Origin of the sequence: Nonomuraea fuscirosea, from assembly GCF_035917475.1 — a bacterium.
GTDB classification, from domain to species: Bacteria; Actinomycetota; Actinomycetes; order Streptosporangiales; family Streptosporangiaceae; genus Nonomuraea; species Nonomuraea fuscirosea.
Genome location: NZ_CP109074.1, coordinates 9388796 through 9409683, shown reverse-complemented (window position 1 = coordinate 9409683; position 20888 = coordinate 9388796). Strand labels below are relative to the sequence as shown.

The following is a 20888-nucleotide window of genomic DNA, read 5'->3' as shown; positions in this document are numbered from 1 at the left end:
TCGGCAGAGTGGGACTTCGTCACCGTGCTTCCCGCGGTGCTGTCGGCGGCGCAGCGCGACCGGCCATTCGTCATCGGCTGGCTGTCGAGAGGATCGGGGGCGCCGCTCGAACTCATCACCAACGCCGGGCCGCTGTCGCCGCCGCGACAGCCGCGCCGGGCCACCGACGCGCCCGGCCACCCGAGCGGGCCGCAGCCGCTGCTGTTCCCTGGCGGGGCGCGCGGCATGGAGCTCGACGAGGGTTATCTCGCCGACCTGGCCGACCTGGTGTGGGCGCCGTGCCCGGGACGGCAGGCGCCGCCGCTGGGCAGCAGGGGGCGCGAGTTCGATCCCGACGAGCTCAAGCGGCCGACGTTGTTCGAGTCGACGCTGGTCACGCTCATGTCGCGGCCCTTCGCCTGGCTCGTCGTCGCCGAGCCGACCGACCTGCTCGACGCCGAGGTGGCGCACCTGCGCACGCAGCTCAACGTGCTGCGCCAGTACGGCGACGCCTCGGAACGCTCCCGCTTCGACGCCGAGCGGGCCGAGCGGCGCATGCAGGAGCTGGACGCCTTCCGCGAGGCGGGTCTGTGGAACGTGCGCGTGCTGGCCGGCGGCGCCACCGCCGACGAGCTGCGCCAGATCGCACCCGTGCTCGTGGGGTCGGTCGAGATGAGCCATCACCCGTACCGGCTGCGCAGTTCGCACGGCGCCGCCTACGCGCTGACGGAGGCGCTGGCCGTCACCATGCAGGACCCGTCCGACGGCGCCGCCGCGCCGTTCGCGGCCACCGCCGGGGCGCTGGCCGCGCTGGCCGGGCTGCCCAGACGGGAGGTACCCGGCCTGCGCGTGCTGGAGTCCGGCTTCTTCGACGTCACCGCCGAGTCGAACGAGGGCGCCACCGGGGGAGAACTGGAGCTGGGCGAGATCCTCGACGGCCAGGACCGGGGCGTGGGCACGTTCCGGGTGCCGCTGTCCACGCTCAACCGGCACGCGTTCGTCACGGGGGCGACCGGGTCGGGCAAGTCCCAGACCGTCCGGCACCTGCTGGAGCAGCTCAGCAGGGCCCGCATCCCGTGGCTGGCCATCGAGCCGGCCAAGTCCGAGTACGCCGCCATGGCCGGCCGCGTCGACGACCCCGTCACCGTGATCAACCCGTCGGCCCCCGACGGCGTGCCGTTCAGCGTCAACCCGCTCGAACCCGAGCCCGGCTACCCGGTCCAGGCGCACATCGACATGGTCAGGGCGCTGTTCATGGCCGCGTTCGACGCCGAGGAGCCGTTTCCGCAGATCATGTCGCTGGCCCTGCAGCGCGTCTACGAGGCCACCGGCTGGGACGTGGTCACCGGCGGCGCCGTGCCCGGCTCCAGCGTCCCGCCCAGCGTGCCCACGCTCGAACAGCTCCAGCAGCACGCCATGGACGTCATCAAGGAGATCGGGTACGGCCGCGAGGTGCAGGCCGACGTCGAGGGCTTCATCTCGCTGCGCCTGCGCTCGCTGCGGGTGGGCTCGGCCGGGCGCTTCTTCGAGGGCGGCCACCCCGCCGACATCGGCGGCCTGCTGGAACGCGACGTCGTGCTGGCCATCGAGGACGTGGCCAACGACGAGGACAAGGCGTTCCTCATGGGCACGCTGATCATCAGGATCGTGGAGCACCTGCGCATGCGGGCCAGGCGCGAGCGCAGCTCCGAGCTGCGTCACGTCATCGTGATCGAGGAGGCGCACCGCCTGCTGCGCGACCGCGGCCACGGCCGGGCCTCCACCCACGCCGTGGAGCTGCTGGCCGGCCTGCTCGCGGAGATCAGGGCGTACGGCGAGGGCATCGTGGTGGCCGAGCAGATCCCCACCAAGCTCATCTCCGACGTGGTCAAGAACACCGCGCTGAAGGTCGTGCACCGGCTGCCCGCCGAGGATGACAGGTCGCTAGTCGGGGGCGCGATGAACCTGAGCGAGGAGCAGTCCCGCCACGTGGTCTCCCTCCAGCCGGGCTCGGCCGCGGTGTTCGCCGACGGCATGGACCGGCCGCTGCGGGTGCGCGTGCCGCTGGGGGAGTCCAGGGAGAAGGTGCTGCCGGGGCCGCCGCCGCCCATCCGCGGGCGCAGGTCGGCCGCCTGCGGGGCGCAGTGCCGTACCGGGCAGGCGTGCACGCTGGTGGAGCTGCGCGAGGCCGACGTGCTCGCCGACGCCTCCGACTGGGCCTGGCTGCGCATCTGGTGCGACACGGTCGTGCTGGCCTTCGTCAGCAACCGGCCGCTGCCCGGAGTGCCGCGCGCCCTGTCGGCCGCCTGGGCCGACCTGCCGGCGCGGCGCAGGGAGTGCCTGCTCGCCACCCTCGTCGAACGCTCGGTGCAGCGGCGCGCCTGGTCGCTGCGGAGCTGGTTCGACCCGGCGCTGCTGACGGAGAAGGCGGCCGAGACCGCCACCCGCCTGCTGTCCGCCCTCGACGGCGGCGGCGAGCGCCCCGGAGCGTCGTGGGTCATCCCGCAAGTGCGCTGGCTGCACGAGGTCGACCGGCTCTTCCCGTACGGGCAGCCGGCCCCCAACCTGCGCAGCCCCGCGCCGCCCATGGAGTACGCCCTGTTCCGCCCGCCGAACGGCAACGGCTCAGGCGACCTGATCCACGCCGAGCTGCTCGGCCACCGGGCCAAGGCGCTGCGCCACCATCCGCTGTCGATGGAGGTGGAGCACAACCGGGCGCTGGCCTGGCGGGTCATCCTCGGAGACGACGAGGCCGAGGGCGTGCAGCGCGACATCGTCACTGTTGCCATCGGCGTCGAGGCGTCGGCCAGGATCAGGCACGTGGGGCAGACGATGGGGGCCGGGTGGCTGGAAGGGGTGCTGTCGTGGCCGCGCAGGTTCGTGCTGCCGTTCGAGCAGGGCGGCGCCCCGGAGATCGCCTTCGCCGAGCCCGCCCCCTCCCCGGCCTGACCGCCGCCCGCTGCCGCCCGCCCGCCGCTGCCCGCTGCCCGCCGCCGCCCGCGACCCCCGGCCCGCCGCGCGGGCCGCGGGCTTGCTAGCCGGCGGGCTGCGTTTTGCTGTGCTTCTCCAGAGTTGGGGCCAACGACGACTAGGATCCATGCACATGACCCAGCTTCCTCTGCGGGCCCAGCTCGCCAGCGCCCTGGGCCGCAGTGCCGCCACGCTGTCCAGGATGACCGGGCGTGGTGACGGCTCGGTGATCGGCGGGCGGGTCGGCCTGATGCTCGAGCCCGACCTCCTGCGCCAGCTCGCCAGAGATCGCAAGCTGGCTCTCGTCAGTGCGACCAACGGCAAGACCACCACGACCAGGTTGATCACCTCGGCGCTGCTAGAGCTCGGCGAGGTGGCCACCAACGTCTTCGGGGCCAACATGCCGGCCGGCCACGTCTCCGCGCTCTCCCAGCACAAGCGGGCCCCCTACGGTGTGCTGGAGGTGGACGAGAAATACCTGCCGGAGGTGCTCGACACCACCGGCGCGAGCGTCGTCTGCCTGATGAACCTCAGCCGCGACCAGATGGACCGCGCCGCCGAGATCTGGCTGCTGGCGCAGAAGTGGCGCAGGGCGCTGTCCGGCAAGCCGACCCACGTGATCGCCAACTGCGACGACCCGCTCGTCACCTGGGGCGCCTCGACGGCCGCCAAGGTGACCTGGGTCGCCGGCGGGCAGCGCTGGAAGGAGGACTCCTGGTGCTGCCCCGAGTGCGGCGGCCCGCTCGACCGCAAGGACGCCGACTGGGCGTGCAGGGAGTGCACGTTCCACCGGCCGGAGCCGCAGTGGGCGGTCGACGACGACGCGGCGATCGACCCCCAGGGGCAGCGCTGGCTGCTCGACATCCAGCTGCCCGGCCAGGCCAACCGCTCCAACGCGGTGATGGCGCTGGCGGTGGCCGACGCGTTCGGGCTGCCGGTGGAGCGGGCGCTGCCCAGGCTGCGCGAGGTCACCTCGGTGGCCGGCCGCTACACCACCGTCGAGCGTGACGGCCGGCACGCGCGGCTGCTGCTGGCCAAGAACCCGGCGGGCTGGCTGGAGGCGTTCGACGTCGCCGACCCGCAGTTCCCGATCATCCTGTCGGTCAACGCGCAGGGCCCCGACGGCCGCGACACCTCGTGGTTGTGGGACGTCGACTACCGCATCCTGCGCGGGCGGCCCGTCTTCATCACCGGTCAGCGCCGGCTCGACATGGCGCTCCGGCTCGACGTGGCCGACGTGCCGTTCACGCTGTGCGGCACTTTCTCGGAGGCGCTGGCCATGCAGCCGCCCGGCCGGGTCGACGTGATCGCCAACTACACCGCCTTCCAGGACATCCGAACGGAGTTCGGCCGTGCCGTCTGACAGTGCCCTTCGCATCGTCTGGATCTACCCCGACCTGCTGAGCACCTACGGTGACCAGGGCAACGTCCTGGTCCTTGAGCAGCGGGCGCAGCGCAGGGGCATCGAGACCGAGACGATCCACGTACGCTCGGCCGACCCCGTTCCCGAGACCGGCGACATCTACCTGATCGGCGGCGGCGAGGACCGGCCGCAGATCCTGGCCGCCGAGCGCCTGCGCAGGGACGGCGGCCTGCACCGGGCCATCGCCCGCGGGGCGGCCATGCTGGCCGTGTGCGCCGGCTACCAGATCATGGGCAGCACGTTCGGCGGCGAGGAGGGCCAGCCGGTCGACGGCATCGGCCTGCTCGACATCGCCAGCGCCCGCGGTCCCGCGCGGGCCGTGGGCGAGCTGGTGGCCGAGGTGGACGCCGCGCTCAACCTGCCCACGCTGACCGGCTTCGAGAACCACATGGGCGTCACCAGCCTCGGCCCCGGCGTCAAGCCGCTGTCGCGGACGATCAAGGGCGTGGGCAACGGCGACGGGTTCGAGGGCTGCTACGCGGGTCACGTGGTGGGCACCTACCTGCACGGGCCCGCGCTGGCCCGCAACCCGGCGCTGGCGGACCTGCTGCTGTCGTGGCGGGCCGGGGAGCTGGCCCCGCTCGACGACTCCCGCTACGAGGCCCTGCGCCAGGAACGGCTCGCGACCGTCCTGCAAGGCTGACCCAGCCGTCTGGGGCGGCGCCACGTCCGTTCTCGTGGCGCCGGCCCGGCCGGCGTCAGCGTCTGTTCTGTGCCGGCCCGGCCCGCGTCAACGCCTGTTCCGGCCTCGGCCGCGTTCGATCATCGGGGTGAGCCCGTCGAGCAGCGCGCCGAGGCCGAACTCGAAGAGCCGGTCGAGGTCGAGATCGAACTCGCCCAGATCGTCCAGGAGCTGGACGAAGGCCGGATAGTTTCGCGACTCGCCGATCCAGCGCAGCTCGTCGCCCTGCTCGTCCATCCACTCGTCGGCGGTGACCCCGGTGGCGGCCTGGGCCCGCCGCTCCTTCTCGATGTTGGCGGCGATGCCCTGCACGTAGCCGTAGAGCGTGATCTGCACGTACATTCTGGTCTCGGCGTCGAGCCCGCTGCCCGCCAGCGCCCGCATGGCCCACTCCGTGTGCCGGAGCAGGGCGGGTGAGGGCACCGGCCGGGTGATGGAGCTCAGCCCGGCCATCCACGGGTGGGCGCGGTAGGCGGCCCACTGCAGCCGGGCGATCGTCTCCAGGCCGGACCGCCAGTCGGCCGGCTGCCCGCCGGGCAGCGCGAACTCCGCGATCCCCGCGTCCACCATGAGCACGACCAGGTCGTCCTTGCCGCCCACGTGGCGGTAGAGGGACATGGTGGCCACCCCGAGCCGGTCGGCGAGCGCGCGCATGGTGAGCTCCGCCAGGCCGTCCGCGTCGGCGAGCTCGACGGCCGCGCGCACCACGCGCTGCCGGGTCAGGTCGTGCTCGGAGGAGGCCGCCGGCCTGGCCTTCTGGCCGCGGCCCCGCGCCACCACGGTGCCGACGCGCGGCTCGGCCACCACGACGCCCTCCCTGGCCAGCAGCGTGAGCGCCTTGGCGGCGGTGGCCAGGGCGACGTCCCAGTCGCGGGCCAGCTGCCTGGTCGAGGGCACCCGCTCGCCGGGGCGCAGCCTGCCCTCGGCGACGCGCCGCTTGATGTCGGCCGCGATCCGGGCGTGGGGCGGGGTGGTCATGCGGTCCTCCTGTACTAGTACAGATCCTCTCACTATAGCCTTGCTGTCTGCTGTATGTACTGCGTACAGTCAGTTTCGCGTACAAAGTCAACAGCTGGGAGCAGATCATGAAGGTTCTCGTGTCAGGGGCGAGCGTCGGTGGGCCCGTGCTGGCGTACTGGCTGCGCGAGCACGGCCACGACGTCACGGTCGTCGAGCGCGCGCCCGCCCCGCGCAAAGGCGGCCAGGCCGTCGACATCAGGGGCGCCGCGCTCACCGTGGCCGCCCGCATGGGCGTGCTGGAGCGGATCAAGGCGCGGCGCACGACCATGCGGGGCATGTCCATGGTGGACACCGCCGGCAACGAGCTCATGCGCGACGAGGAGAGCACGCTGAGCGGCGGCCGCTTCGACAGCCCCGACGTCGAGATCATGCGCGACGACCTCGTCGCTATCCTCATCGGCGCCTCCGACGCCCGCTACCTCTACGGCGACTCGATCGCCACGCTGGGCGAGGACGGCGAGGTGACGTTCGAGAGCGGCCGCCGCGAACACTACGACCGCGTCATCGGCGCCGACGGGCTGCACTCCAACCTGCGCGGGCTCGCCTTCGGCCCTGAGCGGCAGTACGTGCACCACCTCGGCACCTACGTCTCCATCTACACCGCGAGCAACTTCCTCGGCCTGGACCGCTGGCAGACCTGGTTCAACGAGGGCGAGGCCGGCGGCGCGCTGTTCAGCGACCGCGACCCGGGCGAGATGCGGGTCAACCTGGGCTTCAGGTCCGGCGCGATCGACTACGACCACCGCGACGTCGAGGGGCAGAAGCGGCTCGTCCAGGAGCACTGCGCCGGGGTCTTCGAGGCCGAGCGGCTGCTGAAGGCGATGTGGCAGTCCGACGACTTCTACTTCGACGCCATGGCCCAGGTCAGGATGGAGCACTGGACGAAGGGGCGGGTCGCGCTGGTGGGCGACGCGGGCTACTGCCCCTCGCCGCTGTCGGGGCAGGGCACGAGCCTGGCCATGGTGGGGGCGTACGTGCTGGCGGAGGAGCTCGTTCGCGACCCGCGTACGGCGTACGCGCGCTACGAGGAGCGGATGCGCCCGTTCGTCGCGGCGAACCAGGCGCTCGCCCACGAGAACCCCGGCCAGGGCGCCGCTCCGGAGAGCGTCCAGCGGGCGGCGACCAGCATCACGCTGGACTGACCAGTCCGAACCGCTACGATTTGCCGCCATGACGGGTATCAGACTCACGTTGGCCGCCCTGGCGGCCACCGCTCTGACGTTGACCACAGCCCCCGCCGCCCTGGCAGCGGAGGCCGGGATCACGGACGAGGTGACGATGACCCTCGGCAAGGACGGGACCCTGCACGTGGTCGAGAAGATCACCGGGGCTTCGGGCGGGCTCAAACGGACGTTCATCACCAGGACGCGGTACGACGACGCCAACGACCGCCTCTACCGGATCTCCAACGTCAAGGGCGGCACCCTCAGTGGCGACGTGCTCACCGTGACGGGCGAGACCGTCGAGTACGACGTCAAGGGAGCGGTGACCACGTCGGGCGGTGTCGAGGAGCTGCGCTGGTTCGCCGTGAACGGCTGGAACCAGCAGGTCGCCAAGGCCACGGTCAAGGTGAGCGGCCCCGGGCAGGTGCAGAACCTGTCCTGCTTCGCCGGCGAGCTCACCTCCGCCATCGGCTGCACCTCGGCCTCCATGGACCACTCGGCCACTCAGGCGGACTTCGAGCAGGACGCGATCCCGGCCGGCCAGGCCCTCACCGTCGTCGTCGGCTATCCGAAGGGCTCGAGCAGCGGTCAGCCGATCCTGGACAGGCGCTTCTCCCTGGCCGCCGCCTTCACGCTCGACACCGTCACCGGCGGCGCGCTGGCCGGCCTGCTGGTGCTGCTGCTCGGCGGCGTCGCGCTGATCTACTGGACGCGCGGCCGGGACGCCAGGGTCGCCGGGCACGAGGGCGGCGCGGTCGATCCGGTGCAGGGCGGTCACTTCTCCCCGCCCGACGGCGTCCGGCCCGGCCAGATCGGCACCCTGGTCGACGAGCAGGCCGACGTGGTCGACGTGACCGCCACCATCGTCGACCTCGCGGTCCGCGGCTACCTGCGCATCGACGAGCAGCCCCGGCAAACGTACGACGCCCCGGACTGGATGCTGGTCAGGAACCCGAACGCGCCCGTGGGCGACCTGCTGCCGTACGAGAAGGCGCTCTACGACGCCATCTTCGACGGGCGCGACGCGGTGCTGCTGTCGCAGCTGTCCGGCTCGTTCGCCAGCCACCTGGGCAAGGTGCGCGACGCGCTCTACGCCGAGGTGGTCAAGCAGGGCTGGTTCGCCCGCCGCCCCGACACCGAGCGCACCCGGTGGACCACGATCGGCGTGATGCTCATCGGCGTCGGGCTGCTCGCCACGGCGGCGCTGGCCTGGCTCACCACGTACGGGCTGCTCGGCCTGGCCCTGGTCATCGCGGGCGGCGCGCTGGCCGTGGGCGGCCAGTACATGCCGGCCAAGACCGCCAAGGGCTCGGCGGCGCTGGCGCACACGATGGGCTTTCGCCAGTACCTGTTCTCCGGCGAGCTGGGCGACGTGCCCGAGCAGCGCCGGGTCGAGCTGTTCTCCCGTTACCTGCCCTACGCCGTGATCTTCGACGGGGTCGAGCACTGGGCGCGGGTGGTGGCCTCCGTCACCGGCAACGGCCACCAGGCCGACAACCTGTACTGGTATCACGGGCCGGCGGAGTGGGACCTGTCCAAGTTCGCCGGATCGATGCGCACGTTCACCACGACGACCTCGGGCGCCATCTCCGCCACCCGCCAGTTCCGCACCCTCTAGGACCGCCGGTTCCGCGCTCTGTGAAGGGCCCTAGCGGATCCTGAGCTCCCCGACGGGCCGCCCGCCACCGAGGACCGGCGGAGCGGCCAGCTCGGCCAGCTCGGGCGCGTCCAGGCCGAGCGAGCGCAGCGCCGCCACGGTGGCGGGCACGCGGGCGCGCCCGGAGCCGTCCTCCACCTTGACCGTCCCCGCGCGCCCGTCCTCGAACACGAACGCCTCGAACCCCTCGGCGCCCGTCTTCAGCATCAGGCCGGGCAGGGCCCGCATCAGCCTGGCCTCCGCCCGGTCGGTGCCCGACGTCCACTCGGGGTGGGCGCGCATCGCGTCGAGGATCTTGCGCTCGTACGAGTCCTCCGACGACTGCGCGAACGCCCTGAACGCCCTGGTCACCCCGAGCATCGAGACGAAGAACAGCGGCGCGCCGCACCCGTCGACCCCGGAGGCCGCGATGCGTTCGCCGGTGAACTCCTCCACGGTCGCGCGGATCGCCCGCTGCAGCGGGTGCGCCGGCTCCAGGTACGTGCTCAGCGGCCAGTCGTTCAGCACACAGGTGGCCAGCATCGCGGAGTGCTTGCCCGAGCAGTTCATCCACACGCGCCCGCGCTCGGTGGACGCGCGGTCGAACGGATAGTCCTCGGGGCAGAGCAGCGCCTCCTCCGCCAGCCCCGCGCCCGCCAGGATCTTCCTGACGCCGTCCACGTGGAAGGGCTCGCCGGAGTGGGAGCCGCAGGCCAGCGCCAGCAGCTCGCCCTCCAGGTCCAGCCCCGCGCGGAGCATGCCGAGCGCCTGCAGCGGCTTCATCGACGACCGCGGGGAGATCGGCACGTGCACCGCGCCCCTCGTCTCGACCGGGCGCCCCTGGGCGTCCACCGTCAGCACGCGCACCTGATGCGTGGACTCCACGAACCCGGATCGGACGACTTCAACGATCATCGACATGTCACATCCCCTTTCGGCATGAGTTTAGGGACTGTTCTTCCTGGTCCAGAATGGGATCCCATGCGAGCAGTCGTACAACGGGTCAGTTCCGCGTCGGTCGAGGTCGAGGGTCGTACGGTCGGGGCCGTCACCGAGCCCGGCCTGCTCGTCCTCGTGGGCGTCACGCACGGCGACACCCGCGCCGAGGCCGCGAAACTCGCCGCCAAGCTGTGGGGCCTGCGCATCCTGCACGGCGAGAAGTCCTGCTCGGACGTCTCGGCGCCGCTCCTGGTGATCAGCCAGTTCACCCTGTACGGCGACGCCCGCAAGGGCCGCCGGCCCACCTGGCAGGCGGCCGCTCCTGGCCCCGTCGCCGAGCCGCTGGTCGAGGCCGTGGTGGAGGAGCTGCGGGCGCTGGGCGCGCACGTGGAGACCGGGATCTTCGGCGCCGACATGAAGGTGTCCCTGGTCAACGACGGCCCGATCACCCTGACCCTGGAGCTCTGACCCCGCCCGCACCGGCCGCGCGCCACCGCTGAGCAGGGGCTGCGGCCGGTTACCGATCGGGGCGGCCGGTCAGCGGATGCGGCGGCGCAGCGACGGGTCGATGCTCACGTTGCGGCCCGCGTCCGGCGGCACCACGACCTCCTGGGCCGCGGCCACCCCACCGGCCAGCAGCGGCGCGTCCACCGGCACCGTCCGCTTGATCACGGCCAGCGCGATCGGGCCGAGCTCGTGGTGCCGGGCGGCCGAGCCGACCACGCCGACCTCCTGGCTCTCGAAGATCACCGGAGCGCCGTGCGGCGGCAGGGTGTCCACGCTGCCGTCGAGGTGCAGGAAGACCAGGCGGCGCGGCGGATGCCCCAGGTTGTGCACCCGCGCCACCGTCTCCTGCCCCCGGTAACACCCCTTGCTGAGGTGCACCGCCGCACCGATCCAGGCCACCTCGTGGGGGATCGTCTTGTGGTCGGTCTCGAAGCCGAGCCGCGGCCGGTGCGCCTCGATCCGCAACGCCTCGTACGCCCACAGCCCGGCCAGCGGCCTGCCCAGGTGCTCGGCCAGCTCGGCCCGCGGCACCAGGAAGTCCTCGTCGGCCGTGGACAGCACCGCCAGGTCGTCGACCAGGGTGACCTCGACGCGCAGCATGAACCGCATCCGGTCGAGATAGTCGGCCAGGCTCTGGCCGGTGCCCGGCTCGACGTGGGCCAGGATGCTCTCGCCGTCGTCCACGAGCGTCATATGGTGCTGGACGCGGCCCTGGAGGTCGAGGTCGAGCGTCTGGGTCCATTCGCCGGGACGCAGCGAGTCGAGCTTCTGCGAGGTCAGGTCGTTGAGCCATTTCAGCCGGTCGGCGCCGGAGATCCGGATCACCTCGCGGTTGCTGCGGTCGACGACCGCCTCTCCCTTGGCCAGGGCGCGCTGCTCGGCGAACAGGTCGCCGTAGTGCGCCGCCACATCGGAGTCCGGAGCGTCTGCCTGGACGGCGCCGGGGAGGTCGAGCAGAGGGCTACGCATGCCCTCCAGGCTATCCGCAGTCGCGCACACACCAGGAAAGGGGGCGCGCTCTGAGCACCCCGGGTCAGCGGCAGTTGCGGCAGCGGCCGAAGACGGTCAGGTGGTGCACGTCGGCGGCGAACCCCATCTCCGCGTCCAGCCCGTTGACCAGACCCTCGGCCATCTCCGGCCGCACCTCGGACACCTCGCCGCACCCCCGGCAGACCAGATGGACGTGGTCGGCCTCGGCCGCCAGGTGATAGGTCGGCGCGCCGTGCCCGAGATGGGTGTGGGTGACCATGCCGAGCTCTTCGAGCAGCTCAAGCGTGCGGTAGACGGTCGAGATGTTGACCCCGCGGGCCGTCTCGCGGACCTTGACGCAGATCTCCTCGGGCGTGGCGTGCTCCAGGTCCTTGACCGCCTCAAGGACGAGCTGGCGCTGTGGGGTGACCCGGTAGCCCTTGGCGCGGAGTTCCTCATGCCACTGCGTCTCGGTCATGCCCCGAGTGTAGGCGCAGAGATCCGAGGGCGGCGAAGTCCGGCCGCATGCCCCCGGAGGATATTGACTTGCCCCGTTCGCGGCATTCCGCATAGCTTCGTTGGTACGCGGAAAGGAGGTGGTCCGAATAATGGTTAGTCATAGACGGATCAGCGAGGTGGTTGTCCGCTGACCTCGCGGACTGTTGTCTCGTGACGGTACAGCGAATCCGAGGCAACCACCGGGGCCCCTGGCAGCCGGAGGGCGGGACGCCGTCCCGACCTTGGTCCATCCGGCCCGCCCGCACCGCGGGCGGAGTGATGCCCGGGGCCCTTCTCATCTCCTCGATCAGTACACGCTCCCAGCAGGCGCCGTCAGTGCTCGCCGCGGGCCGGCAGGCCGAGCCGGCCGCACGCCTCCCGGTAGAGCGTCACCACGGCCTTGCGCACCTGGGCCCGCTCGGTGAGCGTCGCACCCCAGGGCACGCGTACGAGCTCCCCGCCGTCGATCGTGAACGTGATCGCCTCGGCGTCCACGTCACTCGTCACGGCGCTCGTCGCCTCGGGCCGCCCGCCCATCCCGCGCACGATGATCAGTGAGTCGCCGGCGTGGTCGTCGTTCATGTGGCGCTTGATCGCCTCGACGGCGTCAGCGGTGAAGGGGGTGCTCACGCTCGCTCAGGCCACTTTCTTCAGCTCGGCCGACATGTGGTCCGTGAGCGGATGGCCGACCGCCGCCATCTCGTACGCCCACATGAGGTTGCCGTTGACCAGGCCGTAGAGCCGGTGACCCGCGCTGTACTCCTTGGCCGTGGCGGTGCGCGCCACCACGTCGGTGCGCAGCTCGATCTTGTGGAAGACGACCTCTCCGATGTAGATCTCGACGATCCCGGTCGGGTGCGAGAGCACGACCTCGATCTGCCGCTCGGGCAGGGCCCGCCAGTAGCCCGACTCCGTCGCCAGCGGCCTGACCCGGTTGCCGTCCTCGTCGAGCAGCCAGGTGCGGCTGACGTAGGTCAGGAACGGCTTCCCGTTGTGCCCGAACTCGATTTCCTGGCCGAAGTTGAAGCTCTCGATCGTGGGATAGCCGCCCACTCCGGCGCCCTCCCACCGGCCGAGCAGGAACGAGATCGGCTCCAAGGCCGGGTGCACCTCAGGTTCTTCCATGGTCCCCAAGAGTAGTGGGGGGCGGCGCGTTAGGGTGGCGGGCATGGCACGATCACTGGTGATCAAGGTTACCGCCGGAGCCGACGCTCCTGAGCGCTGCAACCAGGCGTTCACGGTCGCGGCGGCGGCGCTGGCGAGCGGCGTCCCCGTGTCCCTGTGGCTGACGGGGGAGTCGTCGTGGTTCGCGCTGCCGGGGCGGGCCGAGGAGTTCGTCCTGCCGCACGCCGCGCCGCTGCCCGACCTGCTCGACGCCGTCCTCGCGGCCGGCCGGGTGACGCTGTGCACCCAGTGCGCGGCGCGCAGGAACATCACCGTGGACGACGTCATCGAGGGCGTCCGCATCGCGGGCGCGCCCGCGTTCGTGGAGGAAGCGGTCGCCGACGGCGCCCAGGCCCTGGTCTACTGACCCGCCCCCAGATGCGGGGTGGCGGTCAGTCGGAGATCTGGATGCGCAGGCGGCGGAAGCCGCGGCCCTTGCTCTCGATCTTGGCGACCTTGATGTGCCCGATCTGCTTGGTCGAGGCCACGTGGGTGCCGCCGTCGGCCTGGGTGTCCAGGCCCACGATGTCGACGATGCGCACGTCCTGGACGCTCTCCGGCACCAGGTTGGTCGCGGTGCGGATGATGTCGGGGATGGCGAACGCCTCGGGCCGGGGCAGCACCTTCACGTCGATGCGGCGGTCGGCCACGATCTCGGCGTTGCAGGCGTCCTCGACGGCCTCCTTGAACCCCGGCGGCACCTCGGGCAGGTTGAAGTCCATCCGCGCGCTCAGCTCGTCCATGTTGCCGCCGGTGACCAGGCAGCCGTAGTCCCTGAACACGACCCCGCACAGCACGTGCAGGCCCGAGTGCGTGCGCATGAGGGCCGAGCGCCGCGCGTCGGCCACCGCGGCCTCGATCACGGTGCCGGCCGGCGGGATCGGGTCGCCCTCCGCCGGGACCAGGTAGAGGTCGTCGCCCTTGCGCACCCCGACGATCCTGGTCTCGACACCCTGCCAGACCAGAACTCCGTGATCCGCCGGCTGGCCGCCCCCGCCCGGATAGAATGCCGACCTGCTCAGCACGATCCCTTCGGGCGTCGCGTCCAGCACGACGGCTTCGAAGTCACGCAGGTTCTGGTCGGACAGTTCCAATCGTCGCGTGCGTCCGTGGAGATCGGTGCTCATATCGGCAGCCTAGTGCCCTGAGGTGGTCATGCGTGGCCTGACGAACCGACTCTCGCTGCTCCTCGCGGTGCTGGCGGTGCCGTCCTGCGCGGCGGTCCAGCGCGCCGAGCCCGGCCCGCCGGCGGCGAAGGTGATGATGTTCGTGGGCGACAGCTTCACGGTCGGCTCGGGCCCGGTGTCGGCCTGGCGCACGTACGCGTCCGCGACCGCCCGCCTGCTGGGCCGGCAGCCGATCATCGCGGGCGCGAGCGGCACCGGCTACTGCAACGAGGGCAGGGTGGGCCGCACGTTCCAGCGCTCGTTCGAGGAGGAGCTGTCCTGGCGCCCGGCTCCCGACCTGCTGATCGTCTCGGGCGGCCACAACGACCGGCGCTGCGGCGCCGAGCAGGCGCGCCAGGCCGCCGGGCGGCTGCTGGGGAAGGTGCGCGCGACGTGGCCGCGGACCGAGATCGTCATGATCGGCCCCATCTGGCTGAGCGAGCCGCCCAGGAAGGCGTACGGGATCCGCGACGCCCTGGCTGCGGCGGCCAGGACATGGAACGTTCCATTCCTCGATCCGCTGGGCAGGCGCTGGTCTCCGGGGGAGGTCCTGCCCGACGGCGTGCACCCCACGCTCGCCGGGCACGAGAGCCTGGCCGCCTGGCTGGCGGCCGAGCTGAGGTGAACGGTGCGCCCTGCCGGGGTTACCAGGGCCCGTAGGGGCCGCTGTTGCCGCCGCGGCCGCCCATGCCCTTGACGGCGGGCTTGACGTCGACGATGTAGATCGTGGCCGCGATGACCGCCGCGATCGAGAAGATGCCGAGGCCGATGCCGAGGAACGCCTGCCCGCCGACCCGCATGAAGGCGTCGAAGTAGGACAGCGCCCCGGCCGCCGAGAACAGCGTGGCGAGACCCAGGATCAGCAGCCACAGGTTCTTCTTCAGCTTGCCCGCCGAGAGGAAGGCGTTGGTCGGCACCCGCACCGCGTGCACGAACGCGTAGACCGACATGCCCAGGATGACTACGGCGAGCACCAGGAAGAGGAGGTTGAAGACCCCGTAGATCATGTTCATGTGTTCGTCTCCGCCCAACGCCGATGGATCGGATTCAGCCTAATAGGCGGCCCCGTCGCGCGGGCACCCCTGAACGGAAAGGCCCGCCTCCGCTTCGGAGACGGGCCGGTGGGCCTGGTCAGACCTGGGTGGTCTTCGTGGTCTTGGTGGTGCGGGTCTTCTTGACCGGCTCGATCGGCTCGGCGACGGGCGGCTCGGCGGCCACCGACACCTCTTCCAGCTCTAGCGCGGCCTCGCCGGTGGTCTTGCTGACGACCTGGCGGCCGCGGGTGGCGAAGTCCTCGTAGACCTCGGTGGCCTTGTGGGAGAGCTGGTCGGCGTACTCGCGCGCCTTCTCGGGGAACTCCCTGGCGATGCCCTCGGCCTTGTCGGCGTACTCGCGGGCCTTGACCGGCAGGTCCTTGGCCAGCTCCGTGCGGCGAGACTGCAGCTTCAGCAGCTGCTCGGGCAGCTCGCGCAGCTTCTCGACCGCGTAGTCGCCGACGCCGGCGACCGCGTAGAACGGCTTGGACTCGGTGAGCTTCTTGACCTCGGTGGCGAGCGTCATGGGTTAACCTTCCTTGGTTTCCTGGGTGACGTTGCCGTTGCGTGAGGTCGCCGCGTAGGGCTCAAGTGCGGCGAGAAACTCCTCGGGCAGCGGCGCGTCGTCCTCGTCGGAGTCGTGCCGGGGATGAGCATTCTGGGAGGTCTGCTCGTCTTCGGCGCGTCTCTCCTTGAGGAACGACTCGTAGATGTCGATCAGCACCTGGCGTTGCCGTTCGCTGAGATTCGCGTCGGCCCGGATCGCGGTGATCACATCGCTCGGCGGCTCGCGGTCCTCGATGAGGCCCGCCTGCACGTAGAGCGCCTGTGAGGAGATGCGCAGTCCTTTGGCGATCTGGTTGAGAATCTCCGCGCTCGGTTTGCGCAGCCCCCGCTCGATCTGGCTCAGGTAGGGGTTGGAGACCCCGGCAGCCGCGGCCAGCTGGCGCAGCGAGATCTTCGCCTGCTGCCGCTGATCGCGGATGTATTCACCGATCGAGCCGACCTTGGGTAGTGCCATGCCTGTAGTCTGCCTCGCGCTGCTTGCAAATGCAAACGCGGTGATTAACTCCAGCAAGCATTACAGCTGGAAGAGCCACAGCAGCGGCGTGCTGGTGACCAAACTCACAGAGAGGGCGATGAAGCCGTAGCGCACCGACGCGGACAGCTCGGGATCGGGCTTGACCAGGCGATTCACCCTGGCCATGACGTTGTGGGCCTGGACGCCCAGCATGCCGTTGGGGGTCGGCATGGCGCCCGCCGTGCCGAACCTGAGCAGCGCCGTCGCCAGCCTGCGCGGCGAGCAGTAGCGGCGGGCCCGGTCGTCGGCGGCCATCTCGATGAGCAGCTCCACCTGCGCCTGGGCGTCGGCCACCACCTTCGACCAGGGCATCGCCCGGCGCAGCGCGGCGAAGGGCAGCAGCACCAGGTCGTGCCGCTCGCGTACGTGCGCCGCCTCGTGCGCGAGCACGGCCGCCAGCTCGTCCTCCGACAGCAGCTTGAGCGCGCCCTCGCTGACCACGACCTGCGAGCGCAGCCCCGGCACGCAGTAGGCGGCGGCGCTGGGATGGGCCAGCACCCGCACGCCCGGCACGCCCGGGTCGTCGTGGGAGATCAGCGTGAGCAGCATGCGGTGCCGGCGGCGGGCCCGCAGCGCCTGCACGCCCGCGGTGAGCAGCACCACGATCAGCACCGCGAGCGCGGTGAGCCCCGCGATCAGGGCCAGCACGTGCAGCGGGTCCCACGCCCGCGCGGGCGCCCGCCCGTGCGCGAACGCGACGAGCCCCGGCAGGGCGCCGACGTCGTAGGGCTGGACCGCGTAGGCGAGCATGGCCCCGGTGGTGGCCAGGCCCCACGACACGCCGAGTGACTGCCAGAGGATGATCGCCAGCCGCGGGGCCCGCGAGGTCCACCGGGCCGTGGTGAAACGCCAGGAGCCGATCGCGCACGCCGTGGCGAGCGCTGCCAGCACCGCTGCCGTGATCACTCGTCCTCCAGCTCCGTAAGGGCTCTGCGCAGGATCTCCGCCTCTGGGTCCGACACTGCCTGGGCGAAGCGGGTCAGGGCGGCCGAGCGGTCGCCCGTCAAATCCAAGGCTTCCAGCATAAGCTCGGCGATGTACGCGTCGCGGCTTTCGGCCGGCTCATATCTCCATGCGCGCCCGTCGCGGGTGCGTTCGAGGAAGCCCTTGCGGGTGAGCCGGTCGAGGACGGTCATGACCGTGGTGGGGGCCAGGTCGCGGTCGGCGATCAGTTTGCCGACCTCGCGGGCGGTCAGCGCGCCGCTCTCCGCCCAGAGGATGTCCATGATGCTGCGTTCAAGCTCGCCAAGACCCTTCACACCATTCAGAGTAGCTCTACAACGCGTCGAGCTGGCATCCGGGTGGCGCGGCCTCGTGAAAGTGTCGGAGTCATGAAGCTCACGCTGGTCCGAGGCGACATCACCGAGCAGGCCGTGGACGCGGTGGTCAACGCCGCCAACTCCTCCATCCTCGGCGGGGGCGGCGTCGACGGCGCCATCCACCGCCGCGGCGGGCCGGAGATCCTGGCCGAGTGCAGGAAACTGCGCGCGAGCCGGTACGGCCGCGGCCTGCCGACCGGCCAGGCCGTGGCGACCACGGCCGGCCGGCTGCCCGCCCGCTGGGTGATCCACACGGTCGGGCCCGTGCACTCCGCCTCGGAGGACCGTTCGGAGCTGCTCGCCTCCTGCTACCGGGAGTCGCTGCGGGTGGCCGGCACCCTGGAGGCCGCCTCGGTGGCCTTCCCCGCGATCTCGACCGGCATTTTCGGCTGGCCGATGGACGACGCCGCCCGGATCGCCGTGGAGACGGTCCGGGGGTCGGAGACGTCGGTGGAGGAGGTCAGGTTCGTGCTGTTCGACGAGGCGGCGTACGCCGCGTTCTGGGCGCGCCTCTGAGCGCGCCCCGAACTCACGTCACGGCGCCCACGGAGGCGCGACCGCCCAGGTGACGTCCTGGTCGTAGCTCACCGCGTTGTCGAAGGCGTGCGGGCCGCCCGGCACCGCGATGTGCACGGCCTCGGCGTAGTGACGCACCGCGTGGCCGGCGATGTTGTACGACGCCAGTGTCACCCCCGTGCCCCCGGCCCTGGGCGGCTGGGCGCAGAAGGTGGCGTCCTGGTCGAACAGCGCCGTCCCGTCACGCGCGTCCTTGCGTACCCGGAAGTCGGCGTGCCGCAGGTAGTGCCCGGCGAAGTTGCGCGACTCGAACGAGTAGCAGCTCCCGTCGGCCAGCCCCCGCCGCACGTAGAACGTGGCGTCCTCCTTGAGCACCTGCGCGCTGCCCGCGGTCACCACGTCGGTGCGCGCCAGCGCGTCCTGGTGGCGCAGGTACCGGTCGGTGAACCCGGGCGTCGTCACCCGCAGCGACTGCGCCGCCCCGACGGTCAGGTCGGCCCCGCTGCGCCACCAGGGCGTCGCGGGCAGCCAGGTGACGTCGGCGGCGAACGACGCGGCGCTGTCCCAGGCGTTCGGCCCGCCGCTGCGCGCCACGTAGACCGCCTCGGAGAAGTGGCGCAGGAAGTGACCTGGCAGGTTGCGCGACTCCAGCGACACGCCGGTCCCCGCCTGCGCGGGCCGGACGCAGAACGTGGCGTCCTGGTCGAACAGCGCCGTCCCGTCGCGGGCGTCGGCGCGCACCCGGAAGCCGGAGTGACGCAGGAACCGGCCGGGCAGGTTGCGCGACTCGAACGACACGCACGCGCTGTCGGCCAGCCCGGCCCGCACCCGGAACGTGGCGTCCAGCTTGAGCCCGTCCGCGCTCGCGGCGTTCACCACGTCCGTGCGGGCCAGGTCGCCCTGGTGGCGCAGGAAGCGGTCGGTATAGCCGGGGGTGGTGACGCGGAGCGAGGTGAGCCCGCCCGTCACCAGGCCGGTGGCGGACTGGATGACCGAGCGGTTGACGGCGCGGACGCGGTCGGCGTTCGGCTTCAGCACCCGGCGGTCGTACGTCCACAGCCCGTTGACCTCGTTCTCGACGTCTGTCGGCTGGGTGTAGATCGAGGCCGACAGCCCGTTGTCGGTGATCAGCGGCTTGAGCTGCTCGTTGATCGAGACGTAGCGGTCGGTCAGCGCCGCCGGGTTCGCGGTCATCTCGTACGCGAAGCCGGTGCCCGGCCACTGGTTGCCCGGGCTGAGCAGGCCGAGGCCGCCGAACTCGCCGAGCACGGCCACCCGGCTCGCGCTGGGCCGCTGCGGCGTCCCCGGGCCCACGTAGATGTGGTCGTCCACCACGTCGCCGTTGCCGCCGTCGAAGCCGCAGCAGTTGGAGCCGGAGTTGTTGTTCACCAGGCGGCTCGGGTCCCAGCTCTTGACCAGGTCGGCGATGCGGGCGGGGTCGTACTCGCCCCAGCCCTCGTTGAACGGCACCCACTGCACGATCGAGGTGATCCCGCGCAGGTGGTCGATCATGCGGCGCAGCTCGCTCTCGAAATTGGCGCGGTCGGCCGTGGAGGGGGTGACGCCGGTGCGCATCGAGGGCATGTCCTGCCAGACCATCAGGCCGAGCCGGTCGGCCCAGTAGTACCAGCGGGCGGGCTCGACCTTGACGTGCTTGCGCACGGTGTTGAAGCCGAGCGCCTTCTGCTGTTCCAGGTCGAAGCGCAGGGCCGCGTCGGTGGGGGCGGTGGAGATGCCGTCGGGCCAGTAGCCCTGGTCGAGGGTGCCGAGCTGGTAGAGGAACCTGCCGTTGAGCGTCGGGCGCAGCACGCCGCCGACGACAGCCTTTCCCACCGACCTCATCCCGAAATATCCGGACACGACGTCGCCGCCGCCGGTGCCGGTCAGCGTGACCCTGAGGTCGTACAGGAAGGGATCGTCGGGCGTCCACAGCCGGGCGTTCGGCACCGGCACCCGCAGGTGCGCCCCGATCGCGCCGGTCGCGCTGCCGACCACGGTGCCGCCACTCGTGCCGCCGGTCATGACCTCGGCCCGCACCTGCTGGCCCGAGGCCCCGGCCGCCTGCACCACCAGGTCGAGCTGCCCCGCGGCCACGTCGGGCACGGTGTCCAGCCGGGTGATGCTCGCCGCGTCGACCGGCTCCATCCACACCGTCTGCCAGATGCCGGAGTGGGCGGTGTAGAAGATGCCGCCCGGGGCGCGGCGCTGCTTGCCGATCGGGGCGCCCGCGCCGTCGACCGGGGCGTACACGCCGACGATGAGCTCGTTGACGCCCGCCCGCAGGGCCGGGGTGATGTCGAAGCCGAACGGGTCGTAGCCGCCGGTGTGGGTGCCGACCGAGGTGCCGTTCACCCACACTCGGCTCTCCCAGCTCACCGCGCCGAAGTTGAGCCGCACGCGGCGGCCCGACCAGGCGGCGGGCACGGTGAAGGTCCTGCGGTACCACATGCGGTCCTCGTGCCGCTGGACGCGCGACAGCCCCGACTCGATCGGGTACGGCACCAGCACCTGCCCGGCGAGGTTCTGCCCGGTCGGCGGGGTGGTGATGGAACCGGTCGCGGCGAACTGCCACAGGCCGTTGAGGTTCTGCCACTCGGGGCGGACGAGCTGGGGCCGCGGATACTCAGGCAACGCGTTGTCCGGGCCCACCTCGGCGGTCCACGGGGTGGTCAGCGGGGGCGCCGCCAGCGCCTCCTGCACGGGTAAGGCGACGACTGCTCCTGAGAGGACCAGCACCGCGGTGAGGCGGCGGGCCCAGCCAGAGAATCTGCTCATCTCGGCTCCTTGACGAGGACCGGTGCTGACTCCCCCCGACAGGTTGCGACCGAACTTGAACGAGTTGG

22 protein-coding genes are annotated in these 20888 nt (G+C 71.6%); 9 read left to right on the top strand and 13 right to left on the bottom strand.

The window, feature by feature from the left end; translation table 11 throughout:
- Positions 1-24: 24 nt before the first annotated feature.
- The 3 genes from OIE67_RS42900 (at position 25) to OIE67_RS42890 (ending at position 4994) form a co-directional block, all read left to right on the top strand.
- Positions 25-2907: an ATP-binding protein gene (locus OIE67_RS42900; RefSeq protein ID WP_326631313.1), complete on the top strand. Its 2883-nt coding sequence runs from the start codon at positions 25-27 to the stop codon at positions 2905-2907.
- 154 nt (positions 2908-3061) lie between these two features.
- A complete protein-coding gene (locus OIE67_RS42895) occupies positions 3062-4291 on the top strand; it encodes a MurT ligase domain-containing protein (RefSeq protein ID WP_106244082.1) in 1230 nt (409 codons plus the stop codon).
- Positions 4281-4994, top strand: a complete 714-nt coding sequence (locus OIE67_RS42890; RefSeq protein ID WP_106244084.1) for a type 1 glutamine amidotransferase — start codon at positions 4281-4283, stop codon at positions 4992-4994. The genes OIE67_RS42895 and OIE67_RS42890 overlap by 11 nt, the downstream gene beginning before the upstream one ends.
- Positions 4995-5081: 87 nt before the next feature.
- Here OIE67_RS42890 and OIE67_RS42885 read toward each other — a convergent pair whose 3' ends face one another.
- Positions 5082-6011, bottom strand: a complete 930-nt coding sequence (locus OIE67_RS42885; protein ID WP_326631310.1) for a TetR/AcrR family transcriptional regulator C-terminal domain-containing protein — start codon at positions 6009-6011, stop codon at positions 5082-5084.
- Positions 6012-6118: 107 nt separating this feature from the next.
- On the opposite strand from OIE67_RS42885, the gene OIE67_RS42880 reads away from it, so the two are divergent.
- Positions 6119-7195 (top strand): FAD-dependent monooxygenase, encoded by a 1077-nt coding sequence (locus tag OIE67_RS42880; RefSeq protein WP_326631308.1) that lies wholly within the window; start codon positions 6119-6121, stop codon positions 7193-7195.
- A 28-nt stretch (positions 7196-7223) separates the two neighbouring features.
- On the top strand, positions 7224-8834 hold the full coding sequence (locus OIE67_RS42875) for a DUF2207 domain-containing protein (RefSeq protein ID WP_326631306.1): 1611 nt from the start codon (positions 7224-7226) through the stop codon (positions 8832-8834).
- Between the two features lie 30 nt (positions 8835-8864).
- Here OIE67_RS42875 and OIE67_RS42870 read toward each other — a convergent pair whose 3' ends face one another.
- Positions 8865-9773, bottom strand: a complete 909-nt coding sequence (locus OIE67_RS42870) for an asparaginase (protein ID WP_326631304.1) — start codon at positions 9771-9773, stop codon at positions 8865-8867.
- Positions 9774-9833: 60 nt separating this feature from the next.
- Here OIE67_RS42870 and dtd point away from each other — a divergent pair, with 60 nt between their 5' ends.
- Positions 9834-10259, top strand: a complete 426-nt coding sequence (gene dtd, locus OIE67_RS42865; RefSeq protein ID WP_326631302.1) for a D-aminoacyl-tRNA deacylase — start codon at positions 9834-9836, stop codon at positions 10257-10259.
- A 69-nt stretch (positions 10260-10328) separates the two neighbouring features.
- Here dtd and ygfZ read toward each other — a convergent pair whose 3' ends face one another.
- From ygfZ to OIE67_RS42845, 4 genes are all read right to left on the bottom strand, one after another.
- Positions 10329-11267: a CAF17-like 4Fe-4S cluster assembly/insertion protein YgfZ gene (gene ygfZ, locus OIE67_RS42860; RefSeq protein WP_326631301.1), complete on the bottom strand. Its 939-nt coding sequence runs from the start codon at positions 11265-11267 to the stop codon at positions 10329-10331.
- Positions 11268-11331: 64 nt separating this feature from the next.
- The gene (locus OIE67_RS42855) at positions 11332-11745 is read right to left on the bottom strand and encodes a Fur family transcriptional regulator (protein WP_106244101.1); all 414 of its coding nucleotides are present in this window, start codon (positions 11743-11745) and stop codon (positions 11332-11334) included.
- Between the two features lie 353 nt (positions 11746-12098).
- Positions 12099-12395 (bottom strand): DUF2470 domain-containing protein, encoded by a 297-nt coding sequence (locus OIE67_RS42850; RefSeq protein WP_106244103.1) that lies wholly within the window; start codon positions 12393-12395, stop codon positions 12099-12101.
- Positions 12396-12401: 6 nt separating this feature from the next.
- Complete coding sequence (locus OIE67_RS42845) at positions 12402-12890, bottom strand: FABP family protein (RefSeq protein ID WP_326631297.1); 489 nt, start codon at positions 12888-12890, stop codon at positions 12402-12404.
- A 43-nt stretch (positions 12891-12933) separates the two neighbouring features.
- Between OIE67_RS42845 and OIE67_RS42840 the strand changes: the two genes are divergently transcribed.
- Complete coding sequence (locus OIE67_RS42840) at positions 12934-13296, top strand: DsrE family protein (protein WP_326631295.1); 363 nt, start codon at positions 12934-12936, stop codon at positions 13294-13296.
- 25 nt (positions 13297-13321) lie between these two features.
- Here the strand turns inward: OIE67_RS42840 and OIE67_RS42835 are convergent, their stop codons facing one another.
- On the bottom strand, positions 13322-14056 hold the full coding sequence (locus tag OIE67_RS42835) for an alanyl-tRNA editing protein (RefSeq protein ID WP_326631293.1): 735 nt from the start codon (positions 14054-14056) through the stop codon (positions 13322-13324).
- Positions 14057-14084: 28 nt separating this feature from the next.
- Here OIE67_RS42835 and OIE67_RS42830 point away from each other — a divergent pair, with 28 nt between their 5' ends.
- Complete coding sequence (locus OIE67_RS42830) at positions 14085-14720, top strand: SGNH/GDSL hydrolase family protein (RefSeq protein WP_146178322.1); 636 nt, start codon at positions 14085-14087, stop codon at positions 14718-14720.
- A gap of 19 nt (positions 14721-14739) precedes the next feature.
- Here OIE67_RS42830 and OIE67_RS42825 read toward each other — a convergent pair whose 3' ends face one another.
- The 5 genes from OIE67_RS42825 to OIE67_RS42805 form a co-directional block, all read right to left on the bottom strand.
- Complete coding sequence (locus OIE67_RS42825; RefSeq protein ID WP_106244115.1) at positions 14740-15108, bottom strand: DUF2516 family protein; 369 nt, start codon at positions 15106-15108, stop codon at positions 14740-14742.
- Between the two features lie 118 nt (positions 15109-15226).
- Complete coding sequence (locus OIE67_RS42820) at positions 15227-15655, bottom strand: hypothetical protein (protein WP_326631288.1); 429 nt, start codon at positions 15653-15655, stop codon at positions 15227-15229.
- A 3-nt stretch (positions 15656-15658) separates the two neighbouring features.
- Positions 15659-16150 carry a helix-turn-helix transcriptional regulator gene (locus tag OIE67_RS42815; RefSeq protein WP_106244120.1) on the bottom strand — a complete coding sequence of 164 codons (492 nt, stop codon included), beginning with the start codon at positions 16148-16150 and terminating at the stop codon, positions 15659-15661.
- A 60-nt stretch (positions 16151-16210) separates the two neighbouring features.
- On the bottom strand, positions 16211-17116 hold the full coding sequence (locus OIE67_RS42810; RefSeq protein ID WP_326631284.1) for a M56 family metallopeptidase: 906 nt from the start codon (positions 17114-17116) through the stop codon (positions 16211-16213).
- A complete protein-coding gene (locus OIE67_RS42805) occupies positions 17113-17469 on the bottom strand; it encodes a BlaI/MecI/CopY family transcriptional regulator (protein WP_326631282.1) in 357 nt (118 codons plus the stop codon). Before OIE67_RS42805 ends, OIE67_RS42810 begins: the two co-directional genes overlap by 4 nt.
- Before the next feature lie 72 nt (positions 17470-17541).
- Here OIE67_RS42805 and OIE67_RS42800 point away from each other — a divergent pair, with 72 nt between their 5' ends.
- The gene (locus OIE67_RS42800; RefSeq protein ID WP_326631280.1) at positions 17542-18045 is read left to right on the top strand and encodes an O-acetyl-ADP-ribose deacetylase; all 504 of its coding nucleotides are present in this window, start codon (positions 17542-17544) and stop codon (positions 18043-18045) included.
- Between the two features lie 18 nt (positions 18046-18063).
- On the opposite strand, the gene OIE67_RS42795 is transcribed toward OIE67_RS42800, so the two are convergent.
- Complete coding sequence (locus OIE67_RS42795; RefSeq protein ID WP_326631278.1) at positions 18064-20820, bottom strand: AbfB domain-containing protein; 2757 nt, start codon at positions 20818-20820, stop codon at positions 18064-18066.
- Positions 20821-20888: the final 68 nt, after the last annotated feature.

Bases quoted from the DNA above. Each gene is read 5' to 3' on its own strand.
- OIE67_RS42895 (WP_106244082.1), top strand. From the start codon at position 3,062: ATGACCCAGCTTCCTCTGCGGGCCCAGCTCGCCAGCGCCCTGGGCCGC.
- OIE67_RS42885 (WP_326631310.1), bottom strand. From the start codon at position 6,011: ATGACCACCCCGCCCCACGCCCGGATCGCGGCCGACATCAAGCGGCGC.
- OIE67_RS42880 (WP_326631308.1), top strand. From the start codon at position 6,119: ATGAAGGTTCTCGTGTCAGGGGCGAGCGTCGGTGGGCCCGTGCTGGCG.
- OIE67_RS42875 (WP_326631306.1), top strand. From the start codon at position 7,224: ATGACGGGTATCAGACTCACGTTGGCCGCCCTGGCGGCCACCGCTCTG.
- OIE67_RS42870 (WP_326631304.1), bottom strand. From the start codon at position 9,773: ATGTCGATGATCGTTGAAGTCGTCCGATCCGGGTTCGTGGAGTCCACG.
- dtd (WP_326631302.1), top strand. From the start codon at position 9,834: ATGCGAGCAGTCGTACAACGGGTCAGTTCCGCGTCGGTCGAGGTCGAG.
- ygfZ (WP_326631301.1), bottom strand. From the start codon at position 11,267: ATGCGTAGCCCTCTGCTCGACCTCCCCGGCGCCGTCCAGGCAGACGCT.
- OIE67_RS42855 (WP_106244101.1), bottom strand. From the start codon at position 11,745: ATGACCGAGACGCAGTGGCATGAGGAACTCCGCGCCAAGGGCTACCGG.
- OIE67_RS42845 (WP_326631297.1), bottom strand. From the start codon at position 12,890: ATGGAAGAACCTGAGGTGCACCCGGCCTTGGAGCCGATCTCGTTCCTG.
- OIE67_RS42840 (WP_326631295.1), top strand. From the start codon at position 12,934: ATGGCACGATCACTGGTGATCAAGGTTACCGCCGGAGCCGACGCTCCT.
- OIE67_RS42835 (WP_326631293.1), bottom strand. From the start codon at position 14,056: ATGAGCACCGATCTCCACGGACGCACGCGACGATTGGAACTGTCCGAC.
- OIE67_RS42830 (WP_146178322.1), top strand. From the start codon at position 14,085: ATGCGTGGCCTGACGAACCGACTCTCGCTGCTCCTCGCGGTGCTGGCG.
- OIE67_RS42825 (WP_106244115.1), bottom strand. From the start codon at position 15,108: ATGAACATGATCTACGGGGTCTTCAACCTCCTCTTCCTGGTGCTCGCC.
- OIE67_RS42820 (WP_326631288.1), bottom strand. From the start codon at position 15,655: ATGACGCTCGCCACCGAGGTCAAGAAGCTCACCGAGTCCAAGCCGTTC.
- OIE67_RS42815 (WP_106244120.1), bottom strand. From the start codon at position 16,150: ATGGCACTACCCAAGGTCGGCTCGATCGGTGAATACATCCGCGATCAG.
- OIE67_RS42800 (WP_326631280.1), top strand. From the start codon at position 17,542: ATGAAGCTCACGCTGGTCCGAGGCGACATCACCGAGCAGGCCGTGGAC.
- OIE67_RS42795 (WP_326631278.1), bottom strand. From the start codon at position 20,820: ATGAGCAGATTCTCTGGCTGGGCCCGCCGCCTCACCGCGGTGCTGGTC.